The sequence below is a fragment of the Brevibacterium sp. Mu109 genome (assembly GCF_900169375.1).
GTDB classification, from domain to species: domain Bacteria; phylum Actinomycetota; class Actinomycetes; order Actinomycetales; family Brevibacteriaceae; genus Brevibacterium; species Brevibacterium yomogidense_A.
This window is the reverse complement of sequence record NZ_FXZF01000002.1, coordinates 110,265-134,461: the sequence shown is the minus strand read 5'-3', so window position 1 is coordinate 134,461 and position 24,197 is coordinate 110,265. Positions and strand designations below refer to the sequence as shown.

General features: G+C 69.1%; 19 protein-coding genes. 12 read left to right on the top strand and 7 right to left on the bottom strand.

Annotation, left to right across the window (positions count from 1 at the left end):
- Positions 1-43: 43 nt before the first annotated feature.
- Genes uvrA through secG form a run of 9 tightly spaced genes read left to right on the top strand, consistent with a single transcriptional unit; the run spans position 44 to position 11,123 of the window.
- A complete protein-coding gene (gene uvrA, locus BSP109_RS01950) occupies positions 44-2,929 on the top strand; it encodes an excinuclease ABC subunit UvrA (RefSeq protein WP_219618492.1) in 2,886 nt (961 codons plus the stop codon).
- Positions 2,916-4,796, top strand: a complete 1,881-nt coding sequence (uvrC, locus tag BSP109_RS01945; RefSeq protein ID WP_219618491.1) for an excinuclease ABC subunit UvrC — start codon at positions 2,916-2,918, stop codon at positions 4,794-4,796. The genes uvrA and uvrC overlap by 14 nt, the downstream gene beginning before the upstream one ends.
- Complete coding sequence (rapZ, locus tag BSP109_RS01940; protein ID WP_101599209.1) at positions 4,786-5,679, top strand: RNase adapter RapZ; 894 nt, start codon at positions 4,786-4,788, stop codon at positions 5,677-5,679. Before uvrC ends, rapZ begins: the two co-directional genes overlap by 11 nt.
- 6 nt (positions 5,680-5,685) lie before the next feature.
- Positions 5,686-6,750, top strand: coding sequence for a uridine diphosphate-N-acetylglucosamine-binding protein YvcK (yvcK, locus tag BSP109_RS01935; protein WP_087007343.1), 1,065 nt, complete (start codon positions 5,686-5,688; stop codon positions 6,748-6,750).
- Between the two features lie 31 nt (positions 6,751-6,781).
- Complete coding sequence (gene whiA, locus BSP109_RS01930) at positions 6,782-7,765, top strand: DNA-binding protein WhiA (RefSeq protein ID WP_087007345.1); 984 nt, start codon at positions 6,782-6,784, stop codon at positions 7,763-7,765.
- A 14-nt stretch (positions 7,766-7,779) separates the two neighbouring features.
- Complete coding sequence (gap, locus tag BSP109_RS01925; RefSeq protein ID WP_101599208.1) at positions 7,780-8,784, top strand: type I glyceraldehyde-3-phosphate dehydrogenase; 1,005 nt, start codon at positions 7,780-7,782, stop codon at positions 8,782-8,784.
- 37 nt (positions 8,785-8,821) lie between these two features.
- Positions 8,822-10,045 (top strand): phosphoglycerate kinase, encoded by a 1,224-nt coding sequence (gene pgk, locus BSP109_RS01920; protein ID WP_101599207.1) that lies wholly within the window; start codon positions 8,822-8,824, stop codon positions 10,043-10,045.
- Positions 10,046-10,048: 3 nt separating this feature from the next.
- Entirely contained in the window at positions 10,049-10,873 is an 825-nt protein-coding gene (gene tpiA, locus BSP109_RS01915; protein WP_101599206.1) for a triose-phosphate isomerase, read from the top strand.
- 7 nt (positions 10,874-10,880) lie between these two features.
- Positions 10,881-11,123, top strand: coding sequence for a preprotein translocase subunit SecG (gene secG, locus BSP109_RS01910; RefSeq protein ID WP_087007353.1), 243 nt, complete (start codon positions 10,881-10,883; stop codon positions 11,121-11,123).
- Positions 11,124-11,207: 84 nt separating this feature from the next.
- On the opposite strand, the gene BSP109_RS01905 is transcribed toward secG, so the two are convergent.
- The 3 genes from BSP109_RS01905 to tkt are packed head-to-tail and all read right to left on the bottom strand — an operon-like array spanning position 11,208 to position 16,478.
- Positions 11,208-13,223 carry a glucose-6-phosphate isomerase gene (locus BSP109_RS01905; RefSeq protein WP_101599205.1) on the bottom strand — a complete coding sequence of 672 codons (2,016 nt, stop codon included), beginning with the start codon at positions 13,221-13,223 and terminating at the stop codon, positions 11,208-11,210.
- Positions 13,224-13,233: 10 nt separating this feature from the next.
- Positions 13,234-14,388, bottom strand: a complete 1,155-nt coding sequence (tal, locus tag BSP109_RS01900; RefSeq protein WP_101599204.1) for a transaldolase — start codon at positions 14,386-14,388, stop codon at positions 13,234-13,236.
- A complete protein-coding gene (tkt, locus tag BSP109_RS01895) occupies positions 14,388-16,478 on the bottom strand; it encodes a transketolase (RefSeq protein WP_101599203.1) in 2,091 nt (696 codons plus the stop codon). Before tkt ends, tal begins: the two co-directional genes overlap by 1 nt.
- Before the next feature lie 169 nt (positions 16,479-16,647).
- Between tkt and BSP109_RS01890 the strand changes: the two genes are divergently transcribed.
- On the top strand, positions 16,648-17,640 hold the full coding sequence (locus BSP109_RS01890) for a heme o synthase (protein ID WP_180959591.1): 993 nt from the start codon (positions 16,648-16,650) through the stop codon (positions 17,638-17,640).
- Between the two features lie 81 nt (positions 17,641-17,721).
- On the opposite strand, the gene sfnG is transcribed toward BSP109_RS01890, so the two are convergent.
- The 4 genes from sfnG to BSP109_RS01870 all read right to left on the bottom strand — a co-directional run bounded on the left by sfnG (position 17,722) and on the right by BSP109_RS01870 (position 21,810).
- Positions 17,722-18,900, bottom strand: a complete 1,179-nt coding sequence (gene sfnG, locus BSP109_RS01885; RefSeq protein ID WP_101599202.1) for a dimethylsulfone monooxygenase SfnG — start codon at positions 18,898-18,900, stop codon at positions 17,722-17,724.
- Positions 18,901-19,063: 163 nt separating this feature from the next.
- Positions 19,064-20,014: a heme A synthase gene (locus BSP109_RS01880; protein WP_101599201.1), complete on the bottom strand. Its 951-nt coding sequence runs from the start codon at positions 20,012-20,014 to the stop codon at positions 19,064-19,066.
- A 126-nt stretch (positions 20,015-20,140) separates the two neighbouring features.
- Complete coding sequence (locus BSP109_RS01875) at positions 20,141-20,887, bottom strand: ABC transporter permease (RefSeq protein ID WP_257944514.1); 747 nt, start codon at positions 20,885-20,887, stop codon at positions 20,141-20,143.
- Complete coding sequence (locus BSP109_RS01870) at positions 20,884-21,810, bottom strand: ABC transporter ATP-binding protein (RefSeq protein WP_101599200.1); 927 nt, start codon at positions 21,808-21,810, stop codon at positions 20,884-20,886. The genes BSP109_RS01875 and BSP109_RS01870 overlap by 4 nt, the downstream gene beginning before the upstream one ends.
- Positions 21,811-21,968: 158 nt before the next feature.
- Between BSP109_RS01870 and BSP109_RS01865 the strand changes: the two genes are divergently transcribed.
- Both BSP109_RS01865 and sufB read left to right on the top strand, forming a co-directional pair.
- Positions 21,969-22,718: a metalloregulator ArsR/SmtB family transcription factor gene (locus tag BSP109_RS01865; RefSeq protein ID WP_101599199.1), complete on the top strand. Its 750-nt coding sequence runs from the start codon at positions 21,969-21,971 to the stop codon at positions 22,716-22,718.
- Positions 22,715-24,151, top strand: a complete 1,437-nt coding sequence (gene sufB / locus BSP109_RS01860; protein WP_257944513.1) for a Fe-S cluster assembly protein SufB — start codon at positions 22,715-22,717, stop codon at positions 24,149-24,151. Before BSP109_RS01865 ends, sufB begins: the two co-directional genes overlap by 4 nt.
- The last annotated feature ends 46 nt before the right edge of the window (positions 24,152-24,197 follow it).

Here is a 24,197-nt window from a genome sequence, read left to right as displayed (position 1 = left end):
GAGTGGGGGCGTGACTCCGCAGAACTCCGTGAAGAAGACCACCGTGGCCCCGGCGCACACGTCGTCCCTCGACGACGATGCCCCGGTCATCCGCGTCGAGGGCGCTCGTGCCCACAACCTCAAGGACGCGTCGGTCACCATCCCGCGCGACTCGATGGTGGTGTTCACCGGGCTGAGCGGTTCCGGCAAGTCGTCCCTGGCGTTCGACACGATCTTCGCGGAGGGCCAGCGCAGGTACGTCGAATCCCTGTCCGCCTACGCGCGGCAGTTCCTGGGGCAGGTCGACAAGCCGGACGTCGACTTCATCGAGGGGCTGTCCCCGGCGGTCTCGATCGATCAGAAGTCGACATCGAAGAATCCGCGCTCGACCGTCGGCACGATCACGGAGGTCCATGACTTCCTCCGTCTCCTCTGGGCGCGCATCGGCGTCCCGCACTGCCCGACCTGCGGGGAGGTGATCGAGAAGCAGAGCCCCCAGCAGATCGTCGACCGCCTCCTCGAACTGCCCGAGCGCACCAAGCTGGTGGTGCTCGCACCGCTCGTCCGCGACCGGAAGGGCGAGTTCAAGGACCTCTTCCCGAAGCTCCTGGCCCAGGGGTACTCGCGGGCGATGGTCGACGGGGAGCAGATCCGCCTGGACGACCCGCCGGAGCTGAAGAAGCAGTACAAGCACTCGATCTCCGTGATCGTCGACCGCATCGTCGTCCGCGATGGCATCCGGCAGCGGCTGGCCGACTCCGTGGAGACGGGCCTGGCCCTCTCGGAGGGTCGGATCGACGTCGACCTCGTCGACGAAGGCACAGTGCGCACCTATTCGGAGAACCTCCGGTGCCCCAACGACCACCCCCTGGTCCTCGACGAGATCGAACCGCGCACCTTCTCGTTCAATTCTCCGTTCGGCGCCTGCCCGGCATGCGACGGGATCGGCACCAAGCTGAGCGTCGACGAATCGCTCGTCATCCCGGACGAGGACCTCTCGCTCACAGAGGGCGCGATCGCCCCGTGGGCCACCGGCAAGACGACGGCGCAGTACTTCCTGCGGATCGTCAAGGGGCTCGGCGATGAGCTGGGCTTCGACATGACGACTCCCTGGAAGGACCTGTCCTCATCCGCCCGCACCGCTCTGCTCGAGGGGAAGGACTACAAGGTCCAGGTCCGGTACCGGAACCGGTTCGGCCGGGAGCGCAAGTACTCGACGGGCTTCGAGGGCGTCTTCCAGTACATCCTCCGCAAGCACGAGGAGACGGAATCGGATGCCTCGCGCGAACGCTATGAGGCGTACATGCGGGAGATCCCGTGCGCCGTGTGCGCAGGCGCGCGGCTGCGGCCGGAGGTGCTCGCGGTGACGGTGGGCGACCGCTCGATCGCACAGGTCTCCGCCCTGCCCATCGATGAGGCGGCCGTGTTCCTCGACGGGCTCACCCTGTCGGAGCGCGACGCCGCCATCGCGGCGCAGGTCATGAAGGAGATCAGTGCTCGCCTCCGGTTCCTGCTCGATGTGGGCCTGGACTACCTGAGCCTCGACCGGACCGCCGGCACCCTGTCCGGCGGCGAAGCGCAGCGGATCCGGCTCGCGACGCAGATCGGATCGGGGCTCGTGGGGGTCCTCTACGTCCTCGACGAACCCAGCATCGGTCTGCACCAGAGGGACAACCGTCGCCTCATCGGGACGCTCGCGAAGCTGCGCGACCTCGGGAACACCCTCATCGTCGTCGAGCACGACGAGGAGACGATCGAATCCGCGGACTGGATGGTCGACATCGGTCCGCGCGCCGGTGAGCACGGCGGCGAGATCGTGTACTCGGGACCGGTCGCGGGCATCGTCGACGCGCCGCGGTCCATCACCGGCGACTACCTCTCCGGCCGCTCATTCATCCCGCTGCCGGCGGCGCGGCGCCCCGTGGACCCGGATCGTGTCGTCACCGTGGAACGGGCCCGGGAGAACAACCTCAAGGACGTGACGGTCGACTTCCCGCTGGGCGTATTCACCGCCATCACCGGCGTGTCCGGATCGGGCAAGTCCACCCTGGTCAACGACATCCTCTACACGGAGCTCGCGAACAGGCTCAACAAGGCTCGCCGGGTGCCCGGTCGACACAAGCGGATCACGGGTCTGGAGAACCTGGACAAGGTCATCCACGTCGACCAGTCGCCGATCGGACGCACACCGCGGTCCAACCCCGCCACCTACACCGGGGTGTTCGACCATGTCCGCAGGCTCTTCTCCGAGACAGAGGTCTCCCGTGTCCGCGGCTACCAGCCGGGCCGGTTCTCCTTCAACGTGAAGGGCGGCCGCTGCGAGAACTGCAAGGGCGACGGCACGATCAAGATCGAGATGAACTTCCTGCCGGACGTCTACGTCCCGTGCGAGGTCTGCGAAGGGGCCCGCTACAACCGGGAGACCCTCGAAGCCACGTTCAAGGGCAGGTCGATCGCAGAGGTCCTCGACATGCCGATCGACGAGGCCGCGGAGTTCTTCGAGGCGGTTCCGGCGATCTCCCGCCATCTGCGGACCCTCGTGGAGGTGGGGCTCGGCTACGTGCGCCTCGGACAGCCGGCGACGACGCTGTCCGGCGGTGAGGCGCAGCGCGTCAAGCTGGCCTCCGAACTGCAGAAGCGCACCCGCGGGCGCACCGTCTACGTCCTCGACGAGCCGACGACCGGCCTCCACTTCGAGGACATCTCCCGGCTGCTGGCCGTGCTCCAGGGTCTCGTGGACAAGGGCAACACGGTCCTCGTCATCGAGCACAACCTCGACGTCATCGGATCGGCGGACCATGTCATCGACATGGGTCCGGAGGGCGGCCGCGGCGGCGGCAGCGTGGTCGCTGAGGGCACGCCGGAGCAGGTCGCGCAGCAGGCGGACAGCCACACGGGCCAGTACATCGCGGAGCTGCTGCGCAGGAGGAGCGTCGGTGGACCCCAGTGAGTACCGGCCCGCGTCGGGGGAGATCCCGACACAGGCGGGGGTCTACCGCTTCCGCGACGAGGACCGACGGGTCCTCTACGTCGGGAAGGCGAAGAACCTCCGGCAGCGCCTGAACTCGTACTTCGCGGATCCGGCCGGACTGCACCCGCGCACGTTCCGCATGGTCCATTCCGCGTCGTCGGTCGAATGGACGGTCGTCACGACGGAGGTCGAGGCCCTCCAGCTCGAATGGACGTGGATCCGCGAGTTCTCCCCGCGGTTCAACGTCATGTTCCGCGACGACAAGTCGTACCCCTATCTGGCGATCACGACCCAGGACCGTGTCCCGCGGGTCTACGTGACACGGGGAAAACGCAGGAAGGGCGTCACCTACTTCGGCCCCTTCGGCCAGGCCTGGGCGATCCGCGAATCCCTCGATCAGCTGCTGCGCGTGTTCCCGGTCCGCACGTGCACCTCGGGCGTCTTCAAGCGCGCGGAGCGCAGCGGCAGGCCCTGCCTGCTGGGCTACATCGGGAAGTGCTCGGCCCCCTGCGTCGGCCGGGTGAGCGAAGACGAGCACCGCGACCTGATCCGCGGCATCACCGACTTCATGTCCGGTTCGACGGGCACGATGATCTCGTCCCGGAAGAAGGAGATGGCGGCTGCGGCCGCGGACCTCGACTACGAGCAGGCGGCACGGCTGAGGGACCAGATCCAGGCGCTGGAGACGGTGCTGGCGAAGAACGCCGTCGTCCTGTCCATGAATGTGGACTGCGACATCTTCGCCCTCCATCTGGACGAGCTCGAAGCGGCCGTCCAGGTGTTCCACGTGCGCGGCGGCCGGATCCGCGGTGAGCGCGGCTGGATCGTCGAGCGCCTCGAGGGCACGACCCGCGGGGAACTCACTTCCGACTACCTCCGTCAGGCCTACGGCGACGTGGATCCCAGAGCCGTCCCGCCCGAAGTGCTCGTCGATGTCGGTCCGGACGATCCCGGGTCGATGGAGGCATGGCTGCGAGAGCGGCGCGGCGGCAGTCGCGTGACGCTGAGAGTCCCGGAACGTGGTGAGAAGAAGGCTCTGCTCGACACCGTCCGGCAGAACGCAGAGCAGTCGCTGGTGCTGCACCGCACACGGAGGGCGTCGGATCTCACGACCCGCAGTGAGGCGCTGCGGGAGGTCCACGAGGTGCTCGGACTCGATGAGCCGCCGCTGCGGATCGAGTGCATCGACAACTCCCACACACAGGGGCAGGACGTCGTCGGCTCCCTGATCGTCTTCGAGGACGGGCTGCCGAAGAAGCGCGACTACCGGCACTTCTCCGTGCGCGGAGAGGCGGCGCGCGACGACACGTCGGCGATGTACGACGTCGTGTCCCGACGCTTCTCCCGCTATCTCGAGAGCCTGGCCTCCGACGAACCGGACGAGCGCTTCGGTTACCGTCCGTCTCTGCTGCTGGTCGACGGAGGCCCGCCCCAGGTGTCCGCGGCACGCAGGGCGCTGGACGACCTGGGGCTCGCAGGAATCGCGGTCGCGGGCCTCGCGAAGAGGCTCGAGGAGGTCTGGCTGCCGGGCGACGACTACCCGACGGTGTTCCCCCGCAGCTCCGAAGGGCTCTACCTGCTGCAGCGGATCCGCGACGAGGCGCACCGCTTCGCGATCTCCTACCATCGGAAGAAGCGGGCCGCGACTGCCAAGGCATCTGCACTCGATGCGATCCCAGGACTCGGGCCCGCCCGGCGGAAGGCTCTCCTCAAGCAGTTCGGGTCGGTCGCACGGATCCGCAAGGCCTCTGTGGAGGACCTCCAGCAGGCCGAGGGTGTCGGCGCAGCTCTGGCGGCTACGATTCACGAAGGACTGAAGGAAGGGGCTGCACAGGATGACAGCTGACACCGCCGCTCGGGGGCACCAACCCGAAGTCGTCCTCGTGACCGGGATGTCCGGCGCAGGCAAGACGACGGCCGCGCGCGTCCTCGAGGACCTCGACTGGTTCGTCGTCGACAACCTGCCGGCCCAGATGATCCCTGCGCTGCTCGAGCTCGTCGGTCGTGCCGAGGGGGCACTGCCCAGAGTCGCGATCGTCACGGACATCCGGGGCCGCGGCACGCAGAGGACCGACCTGGCGGCGGCGGTCGATGAGTACCTCCACCAGGGCGTCGCCCTGCGGGTCCTCTTCCTCGATGCCGGTGACGACATGCTGGTGCGCCGGTACGAATCCGTCCGCCGCCCTCATCCCATCCAGGGCGAGGGCACGCTGCTCGACGGGATCTCCGCGGAACGCGCGGTCCTGGAGAACCTGCGCCACCGGGCGGACGTCGTCATCGACACCTCCGACCTCAACGTCCACGAACTGGCCCGCGAGGTGCGCAGCGCCTTCGCGGAGAACGGCGGCGATGCACTGCGCATCACCGTTCTGAGCTTCGGGTTCAAGTACGGGATCCCCAAGGACGCGGATCATGTGGCGGACGTGCGGTTCCTGCCGAACCCCCACTGGGTCCCGCACCTGCGCCCGTTCAACGGCACGGATTCCGAAGTGGCGGACTACGTCTTCCAGAAGCCGAACGCCTCCGCATTCCTCGATGACTACACCCGCGCGCTGGCGACCGCGGTCGCCGGGTACCTGGACGAGGGACGTGCCTTCGCGACCGTCGCACTGGGCTGCACGGGCGGCAAGCACCGCTCCGTCGCGATGTCAGAAGAGCTCGCCCGCCGCCTGCGCCAGGCGACGGGCGTGCGGGTCTCGGTCCGGCATCGGGACCTCGGCAGTGAGTGAGGGATCATGAGCGCACACGGAGCACCTGACATGGGGCGGGCCCCCAGTACCGAAGAGCTGCCGCTGCTGCTGGGCGGCGTCTTCGGCCGCAAGCACGACGAGCACGGGCGCAGGGACGAGCCGCGCATCGTGAGCTTCGGCGGCGGTCACGGCCTCTACGCGGCGCTGCGCGCCTTCCGCCTCATCACGGAGAACCTCACCGCGGTGGTGACGGTCGCAGACGACGGCGGGTCATCGGGCCGGCTCCGCAGTGAACTGGGCGGTCTGCCGCCGGGAGATCTGCGGATGGCGCTCGCGGCGCTCTGCGACGACGGGGAGTGGGGACGCGTCTGGCGCGACGTGATCCAGCACCGCTTCACGTCTGCCGGTTCTCTCGAGGGGCATGCTGTGGGGAACCTCCTCATCGCGGCGCTGTGGCAGATCCACGACGACCATGTGGTCGGACTCGACTGGATCGCCCGACTGCTGCGCGCCCACGGCAGGGTCCTGCCCATGTCGTCGCTGCCGCTGACGATCGAGGCGGACGTCCAGTCCGCTCCGAACGAACCGACGACGGTCATCCGCGGTCAGTCCGTCCTGGCGGCGACGCCCGGCAGAGTGACCGAGGTGCGACTGGACCCCGGCTCCCCGCCGGCCCGCAGCGAGACGATCGCGGCCGTCCAGCAGGCCGACGTCCTCAACCTGGGGCCCGGCTCGTGGTACACATCGGTTATGCCGCACCTCCTGGTGCCGGATCTGGCCCGGGCGATCTGCGAATCGGACGCGCTGCGCACGCTCACGCTGAATCTGGGTGCCGCACCGGGGGAGACGGCGGATCTGTCCCTGGTCGATCACCTGCAGTCCCTGCACAACCATGCACCGGAGCTCAGACTCGACTACGTCCTCGTCGATGCGGTGGCCGCGGCGGGCGAGCCCGCGCTCGTCGACATCGCCGCGTCGCTGTTCGGGGCGACGGTGCGCACCCATCCGCTCACCTCACGGCGGCCCCGCCAGCACGACAGCCTCAAGCTGGCGGCCTGCTACCGTGACATGCTGCTGGACTCCGGGCTGCTCGCGGAGGAGCAGTGGTGACGGACGACAGAACGAAGGAGGCGGAGTGCCCATGGCACTGACCGCGCAGGTCAAGGACGAGGTCGCTCGGTTCGATGTGATGCGGGTGTCCGCCCGGAAGGCGGAGGTGTCGGCGATGCTCAGGTTCGCCGGGGCCCTGCACCTGTCGGGCGGATCCATCCTCATCGAGGCGGAGCTGGACACCGCCGCCGCCGCTCGGCGACTCCGCGGGGAGATCCACGATCTCTTCGGGCACGCATCGGAGATCATCGCGATCACGGGCAGCGGCCTGCGGCGGGGGAGCAGGTACATGGTCCGCGTGACCGCCAACGGCGCCGCACTCGCGCGGCAGGCGGGCCTGCTCGACGCCCGGGGCCGCCCCGTGCGCGGACTCCCGTCGACCATCGTCAACGGCGCGGTGGCCGACTGCGAGGCCGCGTGGCGGGGCGCCTTCCTCGCGCACGGATCCCTCACGGAACCGGGTCGCTCTGCGGCACTGGAGATCACCTGCCCCGGTCCGGAGGCGGCGCTCGCACTGGTGGGAGCCGCTCGTCGCCTCTCCATCACGGCGAAGGCGCGCGAGGTGCGCGGCACCGATCGCGTCGTCATCCGCGACGGCGACGCGATCGCGGCACTGCTGACCCGGATGGGTGCCCACGATGCTGTGCTGGTCTGGGAGGAGCGCCGCATGCGCCGCGAGGTGCGGGCGACCGCGAACCGCCTGGCGAACTTCGACGATGCGAACCTGCGCCGGTCGGCACGCGCCGCGGTGGCCGCCGGGGCGCGCGTCGAACGGGCGCTGGAGATCCTCGGCGACGACGTGGCAGAGCACCTCCGCTATGCGGGGACGCTGCGGCTCACCCACAAGCAGGCTTCTCTCGAGGAGCTCGGCCAGCTCGCGGATCCCGTCATGACGAAGGACGCGGTCGCCGGTCGCATCCGACGACTCCTCGCGACCGCGGACAAGCGGGCGGAGGAGATAGGCATCCCCGGCACGGACGCGCACCTCACATCGGAGATGCTCGAAGAGGAATGAGAGGAGCTCCACCCATGACCACTCGCATCGGCATCAACGGCTTCGGACGCATCGGACGGTCCTTCCTGCGCCAGTCACTGGCCGCGGACGGCGTCGACGTCGTCGCGGTGAACGATCTCACCGACAACGGATCACTCGCCCACCTGCTGAAGTACGACTCCGTCTGGGGCCGGATCGGCGCGGAGGTGACGCACGACGACAGCTCCCTCATCGTCGACGGCCGCAGCATCCGCGCGACGGACCACTCCGTCCCCGCAGACATCCCGTGGGCCGAATACGGCGTCGACATCGTCATCGAGGCGACCGGTCGCTTCAAGACCGCTGATCAGGCCCGGGGCCACCTGGAGGCGGGCGCGAAGTCCGTCATCCTCTCCTCGCCCGGCAAGGGGATCGACGGGATGTTCGTGATGGGCGTCAACCACACGGACTTCGACCCGGCCCAGCACACGATCATCTCGAACGCCTCGTGCACGACGAACTGCCTCGCACCGGTCGCGAAGGTACTGCATGAGGGCGTCGGCATCCGGTCGGGCCTCATGACCACGGTGCACGCGTACACGGGCGACCAGCGGCTGGTCGACGGCAACCACAAGGACCCCCGCCGTGCGCGGGCCGCTGCGGTCAATGTCGTCCCGACCACGACCGGCGCCGCCGCCGCGGTGGGCCGGGTCCTGCCGGAGCTCGACGGACGCCTCAGCGGCATCGCCGTCCGCGTGCCGGTCCCGACAGGCTCGCTCGTGGACCTCGTCTTCACCCCGGAACGGGCGACCGATGTCGCCGAGGTGAACGCGCTGCTGCGCGACGCCGCGGCAGGCGAGCTCGCCGGGATCCTGGCCTACACCGAGGACCCCATCGTCTCCTCCGACATCGTCATGGACGACCACTCGGCGGTCGTCGACGGCCTGCTCACGGAGCAGGTGGGCGACCAGATCAAGGTGATCGCCTGGTACGACAACGAATGGGGCTACTCGCACCGTCTGCTCGACCTCGCCGCGTACATCGGCACAGAGCTCTCCTGAGGCCGTCCAGGCCCGCGTCCAGCCCGAAAGGAACCCCATGCTGACCCTCACTCCCTCCGTCGACGTCGCGAGCCGGCGCGTGCTCGTGCGCAGCGACCTCAACGTCCCCCTGGCGGACGGCGCCATCGCGGACCGCGGTCGGATCACGGCGTCGGCCCCGACCATCCGCTCGCTCGCCGAGGCCGGGGCCCGCGTGATCGTCGTCGCCCACCTGGGAAGGCCGAAGGGCGCACCGGTGGCCGAGCTGACGCTCGCTCCCGTCGCCGAGGCCCTGGCCGAGGAGATCGGACGGCCCGTCGCCTTCGCGTCGGACACGGTGGGGGAGTCGGCCCGGGCTTCGGTGGATGCACTCGCCGACGGCGACGTCGTCCTGCTGGAGAACCTGCGGTTCAACGCGGGGGAGACGGCGAAGGACGATGCGGAGCGCGGAGCGTTCGCCCGGCAGCTCGCACAGTTCGCGGATCTCTTCGTGTCGGATGGGTTCGGCGTAGTCCACCGCAAGCAGGCGAGCGTCTTCGATGTGGCGCGCCTCGTCCCGGCCTACGCGGGCGGACTCGTGGCCGCTGAGGTGGAGGTCTCACGCAGGCTGCTGGAGGACCCGGCCCGCCCGTATGCCGTGGTGCTGGGCGGATCGAAGGTCTCGGACAAGCTGGGCGTGATCGACAGCCTGCTGGACCGTGCCGACCTGCTGGCGATCGGCGGCGGGATGGTGTTCACGTTCCTCAAGGCGCAGGGCCATGCGATCGGGGCGAGTCTCGTGGAGGAGGACCAGCTCGACACGGTGCGGGGATACCTGGCCAAGGCCGCGGAGAAGGGCGTGGAGATCCTCCTGCCCCAGGACATCGTCATGGCGGCCTCGTTCGACCGCGACGCGGACCACTGGACGGTCGAGGTCGACGCGCTCGAATCGACGCCCGCCGGAGCGGCCGCACTCGGACTGGACATCGGACCGCGCGCGGCCGCCGCCTATGCGGAGCGGATCCGTTCCGCGCAGACGGTGTTCTGGAACGGCCCCATGGGCGTCTTCGAGTTCCCCGCGTTCGCCGCAGGCACGAAGGCGGTGGCTGAAGCACTCACGAGCGCACGCGGCGGTCGCGCGGACGGCAGGCTGACCGTGGTCGGCGGCGGCGATTCCGCCGCCGCGGTCCGCGCACTCGGCTTCGCGGACGTTGACTTCGGACACATCTCGACCGGCGGGGGCGCCTCGCTCGAATTCCTCGAGGGGCGCACCCTCCCCGGCCTCGACGTCCTGGAGGGATGACTCATGGCACAGGCACAGGCACAGACACCAGCGCAGGCACAGGCGCAGCGCACTCCGCTCATCGCGGGGAACTGGAAGATGAACCTCGACCACTTCGAGGCACTGACACTCGTGCAGAAGCTCGCCTGGGCACTGCGGGACGCGAAGGTGGATCTCAGCGCCATCGACGTCGCGCTGCTGCCCCCCTTCACGGACATCCGCTCCGTCCAGACCCTGGTGCAGGGCGAGAAGATGGATCTGGCCTACGGCTCCCAGGACCTCTCACAGCACGACGCGGGCGCGTACACCGGAGACGTCTCCGGTGCGTTCCTCACACGACTCGGCTGCCAGTACGCCCTCGTCGGGCACAGCGAACGGCGGGAGCACCACGCCGAGGACGACGCGCAGGTGCGCGCGAAGCTCACCGCAGCCCTGCGGCACGGCCTGACTCCCATCCTCTGCGTGGGCGAAGCGCTCGACGTGCGCCGGGCCGGGGACCACATCAGCCACGTCCTGGCACAGGTGGATGCCGCACTCGACGGCTCCTCGGCAGATGACCTGGCAGGACTCGTCATCGCCTACGAACCCGTGTGGGCCATCGGCACGGGAGAGACCGCCGGCCCGGCCGAGGCGCAGGAGATGGCCGCTGCCATCCGCGCGCGCGTCGTCGAGACGCACGGTACGACATGCGGCGATTCGACACGAATCCTGTACGGCGGCAGCGTCAAGACGGACAACGCCGCCGCGATCGTGTCAGCCGACGACGTCGACGGAGCACTCGTCGGGGGAGCCAGTCTCGACCCGACGGGATTCGCTGACCTCATCGCCGCAGTACACCGAGTAGACTGAGGTCATTATGGAGATCCTCAACTGGACGCTGATCGCGCTCCTCACCCTCACCAGTGCCTTCCTGATCCTTCTCATCCTCATGCACAAGGGGAAGGGCGGAGGCATGTCGGACATGTTCGGCGGCGGTATGAGCTCGTCGCTCGGTTCGTCGGGTGTCGCAGAGCGGAACCTCAATCGGTTCACCACGCTGGTGGCGATCGTCTGGGTGGCGAGCATCATCCTTCTCGGCGTCGTCGTCCGCTTCACCTGAACCAGCACCGCACACGGAAGGCCCGGAGGATTTCTCCTCCGGGCCTTCGTCGTCTGCAGAGACGTCGTCATCTGCGGAGCAGCGTCAGCGGGCGCGCTCGTCCGTATCGGTTCCCGTGACGGTGTCCGCTGCTTCGTCCGTCTCCGCTGAGACCTCCGATTCGACGGGGGCGTCCGATTCAGCATGGGCGTCCGGTTCAGCGATGCTGTCGACCTCGCCGACCGGATCAGCCTCATCGATGGCGTCTGCTTCATCGGCGGCGTCCGCTTCATCGACGGCGTCCACGTCGTCGGCTGCGTCCACCGTGTCGACGGGATCCGCTCCTTCGTCTCCGGCTTCCGAGGGCTCTTCGGCCGCAGCGACCTCGTCCTCGGGCCGGCGCGGTGCCGCATCGGGCAGCGATTCGATCGCGGCGAGCAGATGCGCCACGCCGGCCTGGCGGTCCGTGAGCGTCAGATGGACGACGCGGCGGCCGAGGTCCGCGAGCACCTGCGCATCGCCGTCGGCCTGAGCGGTCTGCAGTCGGGCGAAGTCGAAGCCGGCCTCGGGCACGTCGACCGTCGGTCCGGAGTCAGGATCAGCGGAGATGAAGAGGAACGTCCCATCAGGACGCCCGCCTTTGTGGAACTGGCCCGTCGAGTGGAGGTACCGAGGCCCCCATCCGAAGGTGACGGTTCCACCCGACTTCCGGGCGAGCAGTTCGCGCAGCGAGGCCGCGGCCTCATCGTGCTCGGCACTCAGGAACGCCTGCACGGCGAGGTAGCCGTCCTCGTCGTCCGGGGACGGGAAGAGGCCGGCGACGGTCGAGGCGAGAGACTGCCCGGCATCGCCGGCACCCGCAGGTTCGTCTGCATCGGAGTCCGTCGCTGTGCGCCCCGGGGCGTCCTCACCGGCGGACACCGGTGCGCTCTCCAGCGCCCGGACGATGACGGGACCATCGACGAGGGTCGGTGCGGCCTCGTCGTCGTCCTGCGCTGACGCATCGGACTGCAGCAGGGCGCGTGCACGCTCCTTGGCATCCTCCACATCCGGCTGGTTGAAGGGATCGACGCCGATGCCCGCGCACAGCAGCGCGGTCGCGGTCTCCCACACCAGCAGCTGAGAGCCCAGCGGGGCCTCGTAGGAGACGGCCACACCGGAGATCGGCTGATGCGTCCCGATCGCCGGTCCGAGGTACCCGAGCGCGGTGGCCGCGTGCGCGTCCTCGAAGCCGGGCGCCTCCACGGATCCGCACGCGACGGGAAGCATGCCCACCCCGTCCTTGCCGGACGACTCAGCGATCAGCTGCTCGAGCCAGCCCGGGAGCCCGGCGAGGGAATCGTCGGTCGCGGCCATCGCCAGGGTGCGCACGCCGCGAGCGTGCGCGGCCGTCAGCAGCGCACCGATGCGCAGAGCAGGATTGTCCGGATCGTCCGTGCGCACTGCGTCTGCGACCGCGGCGGCCTCGTCGACGACCTGCTGGACGTCCGCTCCTGCGAGCCCGGCGGGGACCAGCCCGAACGCGGCGAGTGCGCTGTAGCGCCCCCCGACGCTGGGATCCGTGAGGAAGACGCGGCGCCATCCCTCCTCCAGCGCCTGCTCGGCCATGGGGGTGTCGGGGTCCGTCACCGCGATCAGTCGGCCGCGGGGCTCGATGCCCGCGGCCAGCAGGGCCTGGGCGAACGCCGAGGCCGCGCAGACCGTCTCGATCGTCGTGCCGGACTTCGTGGCGACGACCATGGCCGACCGCTCGAGGTCCCCGCCATCGCTGAGCGCGGAGATGGCCAGCGGGTCCGTGCTGTCGAGGACGACCAGGTCCGCATCGTGTGCTCGTGCGATGACTTCTGCGCCCAGGGACGAACCGCCCATCCCCGCGAGGATGATGCGGTCGACGCCGTCCTCAGCGAGCTCGGCGCGCAGGGTGTCGATCTGCTCGATGAGTCCGGCGGCGCGCGTGTGCAGGTCGGTCCAGCCCAGACGCGTCGCGGCGAGCTCTGCGGCCTCCGGGCCCCAGACCGTCGCATCGCGCTGCGCGATGCGGGAGGCGAGGCGCAGGTCCACCATGCGGGTCAGCTCCGCCTCGAACACGTCGGGGGCCGGGAATCCGATGTCTGTGGTCATCACTGCTCCTTCACTCGTCGGAGCGGCCCGAGGCTGTGCCGCTCGCGTCTGTCCCGTCCGCACCCGCGAGCCGACCGGCCACTGTGGCGACCAGCTCGTCCCAGCTCGCGGAGAACTTCTCGAGGCCCTCGCGCTCCAGCTTGTCCATCACGTCGGCGTAATCGATGCCGAGCCCGGAGAGCGAGTCGAAGTGCGCGTCGGCCGCGACATAGGTGCCGGGCATCGAGTCACCGCCGACGGTGCCGTGGTCGGCGAACGCGTCGAGGGTCTTCTCCGGCATCGTGTTCACGGTGTCCGGCGTCACGAGCCCGGTCACGTACATCGTGTCCGGGTAGGAGGGATCCTTCGTCCCCGTCGAGGCCCAGAGCAGCCGCTGTGCGCGGGCGCCTGCGGCCTCGAGGACTCGGAAGCGCTCCGAGTCGAACACCTGCGAGCGCACGCGGTGAGTGAGTCGGCAGTTGGCCAGTCCCGCCTCGCCCCGCAGGCCGGATGCCTGCTCCGTGCCGATCGCAGCGAGACGGGCATCGACCTCCGCGTCGATCCGGGACACGAAGACGGAGGCGACGGAGTGCAGGGTCGAGAGGTCGACTCCGGCCTCGCGGGCCCGCTCGAGTCCGGAGAGGTAGGCCTCGACGACCTTCCGGTACTGGTCGAGGCTGAAGATCAGCGTGACGTTGACGCTGATCCCGCGCTCCAGGACACGAGGGATGGCGAAGACGCCTTCTTCAGTCGCGGGGATCTTGATCATGACGTTGGGACGGTCCACGGCCGAGGCGAGACGGCTGGCCGCCTCGATCGTTCCCTCGCCGTCGTGGGCCAGGGACGGGGACACCTCGAGGGAGACGCGCCCGTCGGCGCCCTCTGTGCGCTGCCAGACGGGCTCGAGCAGATCACAGGCCGCACGGACGTCGGCCACGGTCAGCGCGTCGATCGCCTCCTCGGGGGAGACCCCGGCCCGTGCCAGTTCGTCCGTCTGCTCCGTGTACGCGGCGTCGGAGGCGATCGCGGATGCGAAGATCGTCGGGTTCGTCGTGACTCCGACGATCGAGCGCGTCTCGACCAGTTCGGCCAGCGACCCCGATTCGAGGCGCGTGCGCGACAGGTCGTCGAGCCACACGGAGACGCCGGCGGCGCTCAGTTCTGCGAGCGGTGCGTTCTGCTGCATCATGCCTTCCCGGAGACGGCGGCCAGTGTGTCGCGGGCGGCGCCGGCGACGGCCTCGGCGGTGAACCCGAACTTCTCGAAGAGGAGCGCTCCGGCGGCGGACGCGCCGTAGTGCTCGAGCGAGACGGCACGCCCGTGCGTGCCGAGCCAGCGGTGCCAGCTCTGGGCGATGCCCGCCTCGACGCTCACGCGTGCGCGCACCGATGACGGCAGGACCTCTTCCCGGTACTCCGGCGTCTCCTGCTCGAACCACTCCATGCAGGGGACGGACACGACGCGGGCGCGGGTGCCCTCCGCTGCGAGTGCCTCGCGTGCTGCGAGTGCCAGCTGCACCTCGGAGCCCGAGGCCATGAGGATGACGTCCGGCTCGCCCTCACTGTCCGCGAGCACGTACGCACCGCGGCGCGCACCGTCGGCATCCGCGACTGCGGTCCGGTCGAGGACCGGCAGGCCCTGGCGCGTGAGGACCAGGCCGGAGGGGCCGTCGGCGCGCTCGAGGACGCGCAGCCAGCAGACGGCCGTCTCCGTCGCGTCGGCGGGCCGGACCACGTCCAGTCCGGGGATCGCACGGAGTGCGCTCACGTGCTCGACCGGCTGGTGGGTGGGACCGTCCTCGCCGACGCCGATGGAGTCGTGCGTCCACACGAAGATGTTGGGCAGCTGTTGCAGCGCCGCGAGGCGCACAGCGGGTCGCTGGTAGTCGCTGAAGACCAGGAACGTGCCGTTGTAGGGACGGGTCGGACCGTGCAGCGCGATGCCGTTGCAGACGAGCCCCGCAGCGAACTCGCGGACTCCGAAGTGGAGGTTCCGGCCGTAGGGGTTGCCCGGGAACATCGTCGAGGAGCGCTCAACGGGCAGGAACGACGGCTCGCCCTTCACGAGGGTGTTGTTCGATCCCGCGAGGTCGGCCGAACCGCCCCACAGCTCCGGCATGAGAGGCGCGATCGCGTTCAGGACGGTGCCGGAGGCCGCGCGGGTCGCGATCGAGGCACCGGCCTCGAAGGCGGGCAGCGCGTCTGCCAGTCCGTCCGGGAGGTCGCCGGACTGCAGACGGTCGAACAACTGGGCGCGCTCGGGGTGAGCCGCGCGCCAGGCCTCGAACCGGGTGGTCCAGTCGGCGTGCGCGGCGGCTCCGCGGTCGCCCACCGCGCGTGTGTGCGCGAGCACCTCATCCTCGACGATGAAGCTGTTCTCCGGGTCGAACCCGAGCAGCTCCTTCGTCGCCGCCACTTCGTCCGCTCCGAGTGCGGCGCCGTGCGCTGCCCCGGTGTTCTGCACGTTCGGTGCAGGCCAGCCGATGATCGTGGACAGGCGGATGAAGGAGGGACGCGGATCGGACTTCGCGGCCTCGAACGCGTCGTGGAGGGCATCGACGTCCTCGCGGTACTCCGCACCGCCGTGCGTGAAGTCCACATGCTGCACGTGCCAGCCGTATGCCGCGTACCGGGCCTCGGGGTCCTCGGTGAAGGCGATGGAGGTGTCGTCCTCGATCGAGATCCGGTTGTCGTCCCACAGCACGACGAGGTTCCCCAGCTGCTGGGTGCCGGCCAGTGACGACGCCTCGCCGGAGACTCCCTCCTGCAGGTCGCCGTCACCGGCGATGACCACGACGCGGTGGTCGAAGACGGATTCGCCGGCAGGTGCCTCAGGATCGAACAGACCGCGCTCACGGCGCTGCGCCATGGCCATCCCGACCGCCGAGGCCAGGCCGGACCCCAGGGGACCGGTGGTGATCTCGACTCCTGCGGTGTGGCCGACCTCGGGGTGGCCCGGGGTGAGTGAGCCCCACGTGCGGAGAGCCTTCAGGTCATCGAGCTCCAGTCCGGTGCCCGACAGGAAGAGCTGGATGTACTGGGTGAGGCTCGAGTGCCCCGCGGACAGCACGAAGCGGTCGCGGCCGACCCAGGCCGGATCGGCCGGATCGTGGACCAGGCCCTGCTGGTAGAGGTAGTACGCGGCGGGGGCGAGGCTCATGGCCGTCCCGGGATGCCCGTTCCCGACCTTCTCCACCGCGTCCACGGCGAGGAGTCGTGCGGTGTCGACGGCCCGGCTGTCGAGAGAGGACCACGTGAGGCTGCTCGTGCTGGTCATGCGCGCGATTCGTTCCTTCAGGAAGGCTGCTTGCCCGCCCACGTCGGGAGGGCACTGACGGGCCTCACTCTACCGGGACGCGCCGGTTGTGCAGTGCATGTGCAGAACTCTTCTACGAGGGATAGAATCAATCAGACGACCCCACCACCAGGAAGGCGCAGCCGACACCGTGTCTCTCCCTCATCGCCCCGCGCACAACCACTCCGCAGAAGAGAAGCCTCTGCAGCGGACGATCGACGAACGGCGCGCAGGAGCGCGCGGCACAGGGTCGCTGGGTGACACCATCCGCGCCTACGTCGCGCTCACCAAGCCGCGCGTCATCGAACTGCTCCTCGTCACGACCGCACCCGTCATGTTCCTCGCGGAGCGCGGCCTGCCGAACCTCTGGCTCGTCGTCGCGACGCTGATCGGCGGAGCGGCGGCAGCGGCCTCGGCCTCCGTCTTCAACTGCATCGCAGACCGCGACATCGACGCGAAGATGCGACGCACGGAGAACCGTCCGCTCGTGACCGGTGAGATCACACCGCGCGCCGCGACCATCTTCGCCTTCGCGCTGGGCTTCGGCTCGATCTTCTGGCTGGGCGGCTTCACGAACTGGGTCGCAGCCGGCCTCACTGCCATCGCGATCCTCCTGTACGCCGTGTTCTACACGCTCGTCCTCAAGCGTCGCACGACCCAGAACATCGTCTGGGGTGGAGCCGCGGGCTGCATGCCCGTGCTCATCGGCTGGTCCGCCGTCACCGGCTCGCTCAGCTGGGAGCCGCTGCTGCTGTTCCTGGTCGTCTTCTTCTGGACGCCGCCGCACTACTGGCCGCTGGCCATCAAGTACAAGGCGGACTACGAAGCGGCGGATGTGCCGATGCTGCCGAACAAGGTCCCGCCGACGAACGTCGCCAAGCAGATGATCTGGTACACGGTCGCGATGCTGGCAGCGTCGTTCGCGCTCATCGCCGTCGCGCCGATGGGCCCGGTGTACATCATCGCCTCCGTCGCGGCTGGGGCCTGGTTCCTCTGGGAGTGCATCGCCTTCATCAAGCGCGCGAAGGCCGGGCTGTCCGGTACACGACTGCGTGCGATGCGCGTCTTCCACGGATCGATCACCTACCTGTCCGTGCTCTTCCTCGCAGTGGCGATCGACCCGTTCCTCAACCCCTGGGCCTGATGAGAACGTCCCCGCGGGGACGCGAAGTCCGAGATCTCGGACTCTGCGTCCCCGCGGGGACGTTTCTCTGTGGCGGGCAGCTCAGGCGGCTGTGGCCTCCGCGGCGTCGTCGGAGCGGAGCTCGACACCGTTCTCGCGGGCGAGCCGCGCTTCGCGCTCACGGACGCGGGGGATGATCTCCTCGCCGAACGTCGTGAGCTCCTCCTGGAAGTGGAGGTACGCCGTCAGGAGCAGATTCACTCCCTGCTTCTTGTACTCGATGATCCTGTCGGCGATCTCGTCGAACGTGCCGATCAGACCGGTCTTGAAACCGTCGTTGTACTGCACGAGGTCTTCGAAGGACGAATCCGCCCACATTCCCTTCTTGTCCCCGGTCGACGCCCCCGCGTGCTGGACGGACCGCTGGAAGCCCTCCACCGCGGGGCGGTGAGCGTTGCCGACGATGTCTCGCAGCTGCTCGACCGCCTCGTCGTGCGTGTCGCGAGCGATCACGAACCCGTTGATGCCGAACCGCGGTGCGACCGGGGCGCTCCGCTCACCGGACTGGGAAGCCGCGATCACGCCTGCGACGTTATCGGCGTAGTCCTCGAGCGTGCGACCGTTCGAGAAGTACCAGTCCGCCACGCGACCGGCGGTCGCCTGTGCCGCCGATGAGTTGCCGCCGAAGAAGACGTCCGGGTGTGCGCGCCCCGGCACGTCGACTGGTCCGGGTTTGAGACTCACTCCGTCGATCGAGTAGTAGCGACCGTGCTGGGAGTAGTCCTCCTGCGTCCAGATGCCTCGCAGCGCTCGGATGAACTCGTCCGTGCGGACGTAGCGCTCATCGTGTTCGAGCCAGGGGAGGCCGAACCCTGTGAACTCGTCCTTCAGCCAGCCGGACACCACGTTGACGGCTGCGCGTCCGCCTGACAGCTGGTCAGCGGTGTTGATGAACTTCGCGAGCACCCCGGGATGCCACATGCCCGGGTGGACGGCAGAGATGACCTTGAGCCTCTCCGTCGCGAGCAGGAGAGCGAGCGAGAAGCTCGTGGCCTCATGCTGTTCCGACGCGCCATAGCTGGCCTGGTAGCGCGTCTGCGTGAGCGCGTACTCGAACCCCAGCCGCTCCGCGGTGCGGGCGAGCGTCCGGTTGTAGTCGATGCCCCAGTCCGTGCGCTGTTCGACGGTGGAGATGACGAGGCCGCCGGAGACGTTCGGCACCCAGTACGCGAACTTCAGCGGTGACGCCAGATCCGCGACGGGGGAGATCGGTGCTGACATGGTGTTCCCTTCGGTCGGTGCATGGGACGCGAGCCGGGGGCTCGCGCGTCAAGCATCCACGGAAGGGATGGTTCAGCACTGCATGTTCGTCATATTCCGGACTCCCGACGTCATAGGGAGACGCACGGGGTCATCGGGTCCTGCCGCAGGTGATCCGGACAGCTCAGGCCGCAGAGGAGGACGGCCTGCGGAGTTCGCCGTCCGCAGCCGGCGTCGCGGGTCCCGCCTGCTGGGGCGGCCGCTGGTAGTGCGCGTCGACCAGCCAGGCGGCCGCAGCCAGGACTGCGCACACTCCGACGATGTGCAGTGCCACCAGGACCTCGGGCACACCGGTGAAGAACTGCACGTACCCGATGAGGCCCTGGGCCACGACCACGAGCGCAAGAGCGATGACCGGGCGGCGGAGCGCCCGAGCGTGGGGCCGGCCTTGCCGCACGGCCCGCTGCGTGAGGACGATCATCACGAGGGTCACAGCCACGAGCGCCCAGACCGGGGCGGCGTGCAGGCGGGCCATCAGCAGCGTGTCCAGGCCGTTGCGCGCGCTCAGCTCGTCGCCGGCGTGCGGCCCCGCACCGGTGACGAGCACGCCCAGGAGGACGGTGATCCAGGTGAGGACGAACGCCGTCCACGCGAGGCCGCGCGTCGGCCGCGATCCGACAGGGTGCGAGGGACCGCCCGAATCGTAGGTGCGGCGGACGAACAGGACCGACACGACGACGGCGGCGGCGGACGGCACGAAATGTCCCGCCACCACCCAGGGGTTGAGGCCGGTGAGGACGGTGACGCCGCCGATCACGGCCTGGACGGGCACGATGGCGGTGAGCCCCACGGCGAACCACACGAGGTCGGGCCGGGTGCGGAACCTGCGGAGCAGGAGGAGGATGGTCACGACTCCGAGCACTCCCAGGCTGACGCCCAGGAGCCGGTTGCCGAATTCGATCGCGGAGTGCATCGTGAGCTCGCCGTGCGGGGTGAGCGAGTCCGCCGTGCACCGCGGCCAGGTGGGGCAGCCCAGGCCGGAGCCGGTGAGTCGCACCAGGGCGCCGGTGAGGATGATGAGCGATTGGGCGCTGAGCATCATCCAGGCCAGGATGCGGTCGATTCTCGACGTCACGGGCGTGTGTCCTCACTCGGGTCGTGTAGACGGGCGGTCAGCATTCTACTGGGAGCACTCGGGCAGGTGCGCCTCGGGAGCAGGCGGTGGGACTGCGGATCTCAGTTCCGCCGGAACCAGCGGGTCTCAGTCGAAGGAGAACCAGCGCCGCGCGGCCAGGGTGCCGAGCACCGCCCACACCACCAGGATCCCCAGTGACGGCCACGCGATCGCGCCGTCCACGACGGAGGCGCGCAGAGCCGTGCCGAGTGCTCCCGGTGGGAGGAACTCCATCACCTGTCCCCACAGACCCTCCCGGTGGAAGAGCAGGCCGCCGACCGAGGCCATGAGGACCCAGAGCAGGTTCGCGACGGCGAGCGTGGCCTCCGGCCGCAGCGTGCCGGCCATGAGGACGCCCCAGGACACGAGGGCCGCGGCGCCCGCCAACAGCGAGAGGATCATGCCGGGCCAGCTCAGCGTGCTGAAGGACAGTCCCAGAGCGGCGGCGACGGCGAGCAGCAGCGTCGACTGGACGACGAGTACGCAGAGCACGGCGCCGAGCTTGCCCCAGATGACACCCGCGGCACCGAGCGGAGTGGTGGCGAGCTGCCGGAGCACTCCGTACCGCCGGTCGAACGCGGTCTGGATCCCCTGTCCCGCGAACGCGATCGAGGCGACGGCAACGCCCAGCACGCCGGCGCCCGCGTACTGCACCTCGGAGACCGCCGCCGGCAGGTCCGTGAGCGACGACAGCACCGCGGTGCGGCCCAGTCCGAACAGGATGATGAGAGGCAGGATGATGGCGAGCAGCAGCTGCTCGCCGTTGCGGAGCACCGCGAGCGTCTCGAAGCGCGTCTGCGCCATGACGCGGCGCAGCGAGTCTGTTGCCGTCACCGGAGGCTCCTCCCCGTCAGCTCGAGGAACACGTCGCCGAGCGACTTGCCGCGGTAGTCGAAGGAGCGCACGTCGAGCGCGTGGTCCGCCAGCACGCCGGTGACCCGGTGGAGATCCGATGCCGCGGGGCGTGCGTCCAGCGTGATGACGTTCCCCTCGACATGGACGGTCCCCTCCGCTGCGAGTGCGATGAGTGCGGACTCCGGTGGATCACCGTCCAGGACGATCCGGGCGGTCTTCCCGGGAGCATCGCCCGCCTCCGTCCCCGTCAGCCCGGGCACGGTGCCGTGCGCGATCACGCGGCCGTGATCGATGACCGTCACGAAGTCCGCGAGCCGTTCCGCGTCGGCCATGTCGTGGGTGGTCAGGACGATCGCGGCACCTGCTGCGCGCAGGTCCTGCACGACCTCGTCCACGGCGATGCGCGCCTGCGGATCGAGCCCCGCGGTCGGCTCGTCGAGGAAGACGAGGCGCGGGCTGCCGATGAGTGCAGCGGCGAGCCCGACGCGCTGGCGCTGTCCGCCGGAGAGTCGTCTGATCGATCTGTCCGCGAACGCGTCGATGCCCAGTCGGCCGACCAGGTCGTCGACGTCAGCCGGATCCCGGTAGAGGCGGGCGAGGTGCCGCAGCACGGCCACGGGCTTGGCGGACATCGGCAGGCCGCCGTCCTGGAGCATGACCCCTGTGAGGTCGGCGGTCCGCGCATGGTCGCGGTCGGGGTCGAGCCCGAAGATCCTCACGGTGCCGGAACGCGGTGTGCGGAGTCCCACCGCACACGCGATCGTCGAGGACTTCCCAGCGCCGTTGGGACCCAGCAGTGCGTGGACCTGTCCCTCCTGAGCGGTGAGTGAGACGTCCTCGACGGCGGTGGACCGGCCGTACGACAGGGCGATGCGCTCGACGCACAGGGGGAGGGTGCTCATAGGCACCACACTGTACTGTGTCGCGTTCGCCGGGACGCATACGTGACGGACGCGACAGGGTGCACGGAACACAGTGGGTGACCCCCGACGTTTACAGCAGTACAATTACGTCAGAGACTTGTTGCACAAACGAGTGCACTGACTGGTGAGGAGGTTCCGTGACTGCAGCAGAAGCGCTGCCGACCGAAGACGGCAGGACCCGCCAGCGCGTGCTGAGCGCCGTCCTGGACCACGGGCCGATCTCCGCGTCGTCGCTGGCGAAGATGATGGGGCTCACCGCAGCCGCCATCCGACGCCATCTCGACGCACTCACGGACGACGGCCTCATCGAGGTCAGGGCCCTCGCGGGCCAGCGTGCCGGTCGGGGACGCCCGGCACGGCACTACACCGTCACCTCAGCCGGCCACGCACAGATCTCGCACACCTACGACGAACTCGCAGTCGACGTGCTGGAGTACGTCAAGGATGCGGCCGGACCGGAGCTCGTCGAGGGCTTCGTCCGGCAGCATACGGATCGTCTGCGGGAGCGCCTGCGCGATCGTCTGCCCGACTACCGGCAGGGCGCCCAGGGGGAGGGGACCGTCGCGGAGCGCTCGCGTCGGCTCGCCCGGGCGCTGGATCGGGAGGGCTTCGCCGCATCGGCGACACCGGTCGCGGCCGGTACGCCGATGGAGGCGATGCAGCTCTGCCAGGGTCACTGCCCCATCAGGAATGTCGCCGAGCGCTTCCCCGAATTCTGCGAAGCGGAGCTCGGGGTGCTGTCCGAGTACGTCGGCGTCGATGTGCGCCGACTGTCGACCCTTGCGGGCGGCGCACACGTCTGCACCACACACATCCCCACGTCCGCACTGGCTCGTCCCCTCATCGGCGAGCCGGGCACGGACCCCAGGCAAGGAGGTTCACGGTGACCGACACCGCCGAGACCAACAGGATCCTCGAGCTCAACCCCGAGCTCAAGGACATCGGTGCCTACCAGTACGGCTGGCACGACAAGGACGAGGCCGGCGAGACCGCGGAGCGCGGTCTCAGCGAGGACGTCGTCCGGAACATCTCCGCGATCAAGGACGAGCCGGACTGGATGCTCCAGCGCCGGCTCAAGGCGCTGAAGCTCTTCGAGAAGAAGCCCATGCCGTCGTGGGGTGCCGACCTCTCCGGCATCAACTTCGATGACATCAAGTACTTCGTGCGCTCGACGGAGGGCCAGGTGCAGTCCTGGGAGGACCTCCCCGACGACATCAAGACGACGTACGACCGCCTCGGCATCCCGGAGGCGGAGAAGCAGCGCCTCGTCGCGGGCGTCGCCGCGCAGTACGAGTCCGAGGTGGTCTACCACAAGATCAATGAGGAGCTCGAGCGCCAGGGCGTCATCTTCATGGACACGGACACCGCCCTCAAGGAGCACCCGGAGATCTTCCAGGAGTACTTCGGGACGGTCATCCCCTCCGGCGACAACAAGTTCTCCGCGCTGAACACCGCCGTGTGGTCGGGCGGCTCGTTCGTCTACGTCCCCAAGGGCGTCCACGTCGAGATCCCGCTCCAGGCCTACTTCCGCATCAACACGGAGAACATGGGCCAGTTCGAGCGGACGCTGATCATCGCGGACGAGGGCTCCTACGTCCACTACGTCGAGGGCTGCACGGCACCCATCTACAAGTCGGACTCGCTGCACTCCGCAGTCGTCGAGATCATCGCGAAGAAGGACGCCCGCGTCCGGTACACGACGATCCAGAACTGGTCGAACAACGTGTACAACCTCGTGACGAAGCGTGCGATCGCAGAGCAGGGCGCGACCATGGAATGGGTCGACGGCAACATCGGCTCGAAGGTCACCATGAAGTACCCGGCGATCTGGCTGACGGGCGAGTACGCGCGCGGCGAGACGCTGTCGGTCGCGTTCGCCGGTGCGGGACAGCACCAGGACACCGGTTCCAAGATGGTGCACGCCGCGCCGCACACGCAGTCGTCGATCGTCGCGAAGTCCGTGGCACGCGCCGGAGGCCGTTCGGGCTACCGAGGCCTCGTCCACATCCACCCCGGTGCGCACGGGTCCTCGAACAACGTGCTGTGCGATGCGCTGCTCGTCGATGACAACTCGCGGTCGGACACCTACCCGTACATCGACATCCGCGAGGACGACGTGACCCTCGGCCACGAGGCGACGGTGTCGAAGGTGAGTGAGGACCAGCTCTTCTACCTCATGTCCCGCGGGATGGAGGAGACCGAGGCGATGGCGATGATCGTGCGCGGGTTCATCGAGCCGATCGCGCGTGAGCTCCCCATGGAGTACGCACTCGAACTCAACAAGCTGATCGAACTGCAGATGGAGGGTTCCCTGGGCTGATCGGGTCCCCACAGACCCTGCTCAGCACACTCGGAACCACCAGGAG

Coding starts and splice junctions, on each gene's coding strand:
- BSP109_RS01905 (WP_101599205.1), bottom strand. CDS start 13,223: ATGACCACAGACATCGGATTCCCGGCCCCCGACGTGTTCGAGGCGGAG.
- sfnG (WP_101599202.1), bottom strand. CDS start 18,900: ATGTCAGCACCGATCTCCCCCGTCGCGGATCTGGCGTCACCGCTGAAG.
- BSP109_RS01870 (WP_101599200.1), bottom strand. CDS start 21,810: ATGAGCACCCTCCCCCTGTGCGTCGAGCGCATCGCCCTGTCGTACGGC.
- tpiA (WP_101599206.1), top strand. CDS start 10,049: ATGGCACAGGCACAGGCACAGACACCAGCGCAGGCACAGGCGCAGCGC.
- tkt (WP_101599203.1), bottom strand. CDS start 16,478: ATGACCAGCACGAGCAGCCTCACGTGGTCCTCTCTCGACAGCCGGGCC.
- secG (WP_087007353.1), top strand. CDS start 10,881: ATGGAGATCCTCAACTGGACGCTGATCGCGCTCCTCACCCTCACCAGT.
- whiA (WP_087007345.1), top strand. CDS start 6,782: ATGGCACTGACCGCGCAGGTCAAGGACGAGGTCGCTCGGTTCGATGTG.
- pgk (WP_101599207.1), top strand. CDS start 8,822: ATGCTGACCCTCACTCCCTCCGTCGACGTCGCGAGCCGGCGCGTGCTC.
- rapZ (WP_101599209.1), top strand. CDS start 4,786: ATGACAGCTGACACCGCCGCTCGGGGGCACCAACCCGAAGTCGTCCTC.
- yvcK (WP_087007343.1), top strand. CDS start 5,686: ATGAGCGCACACGGAGCACCTGACATGGGGCGGGCCCCCAGTACCGAA.
- gap (WP_101599208.1), top strand. CDS start 7,780: ATGACCACTCGCATCGGCATCAACGGCTTCGGACGCATCGGACGGTCC.
- tal (WP_101599204.1), bottom strand. CDS start 14,388: ATGCAGCAGAACGCACCGCTCGCAGAACTGAGCGCCGCCGGCGTCTCC.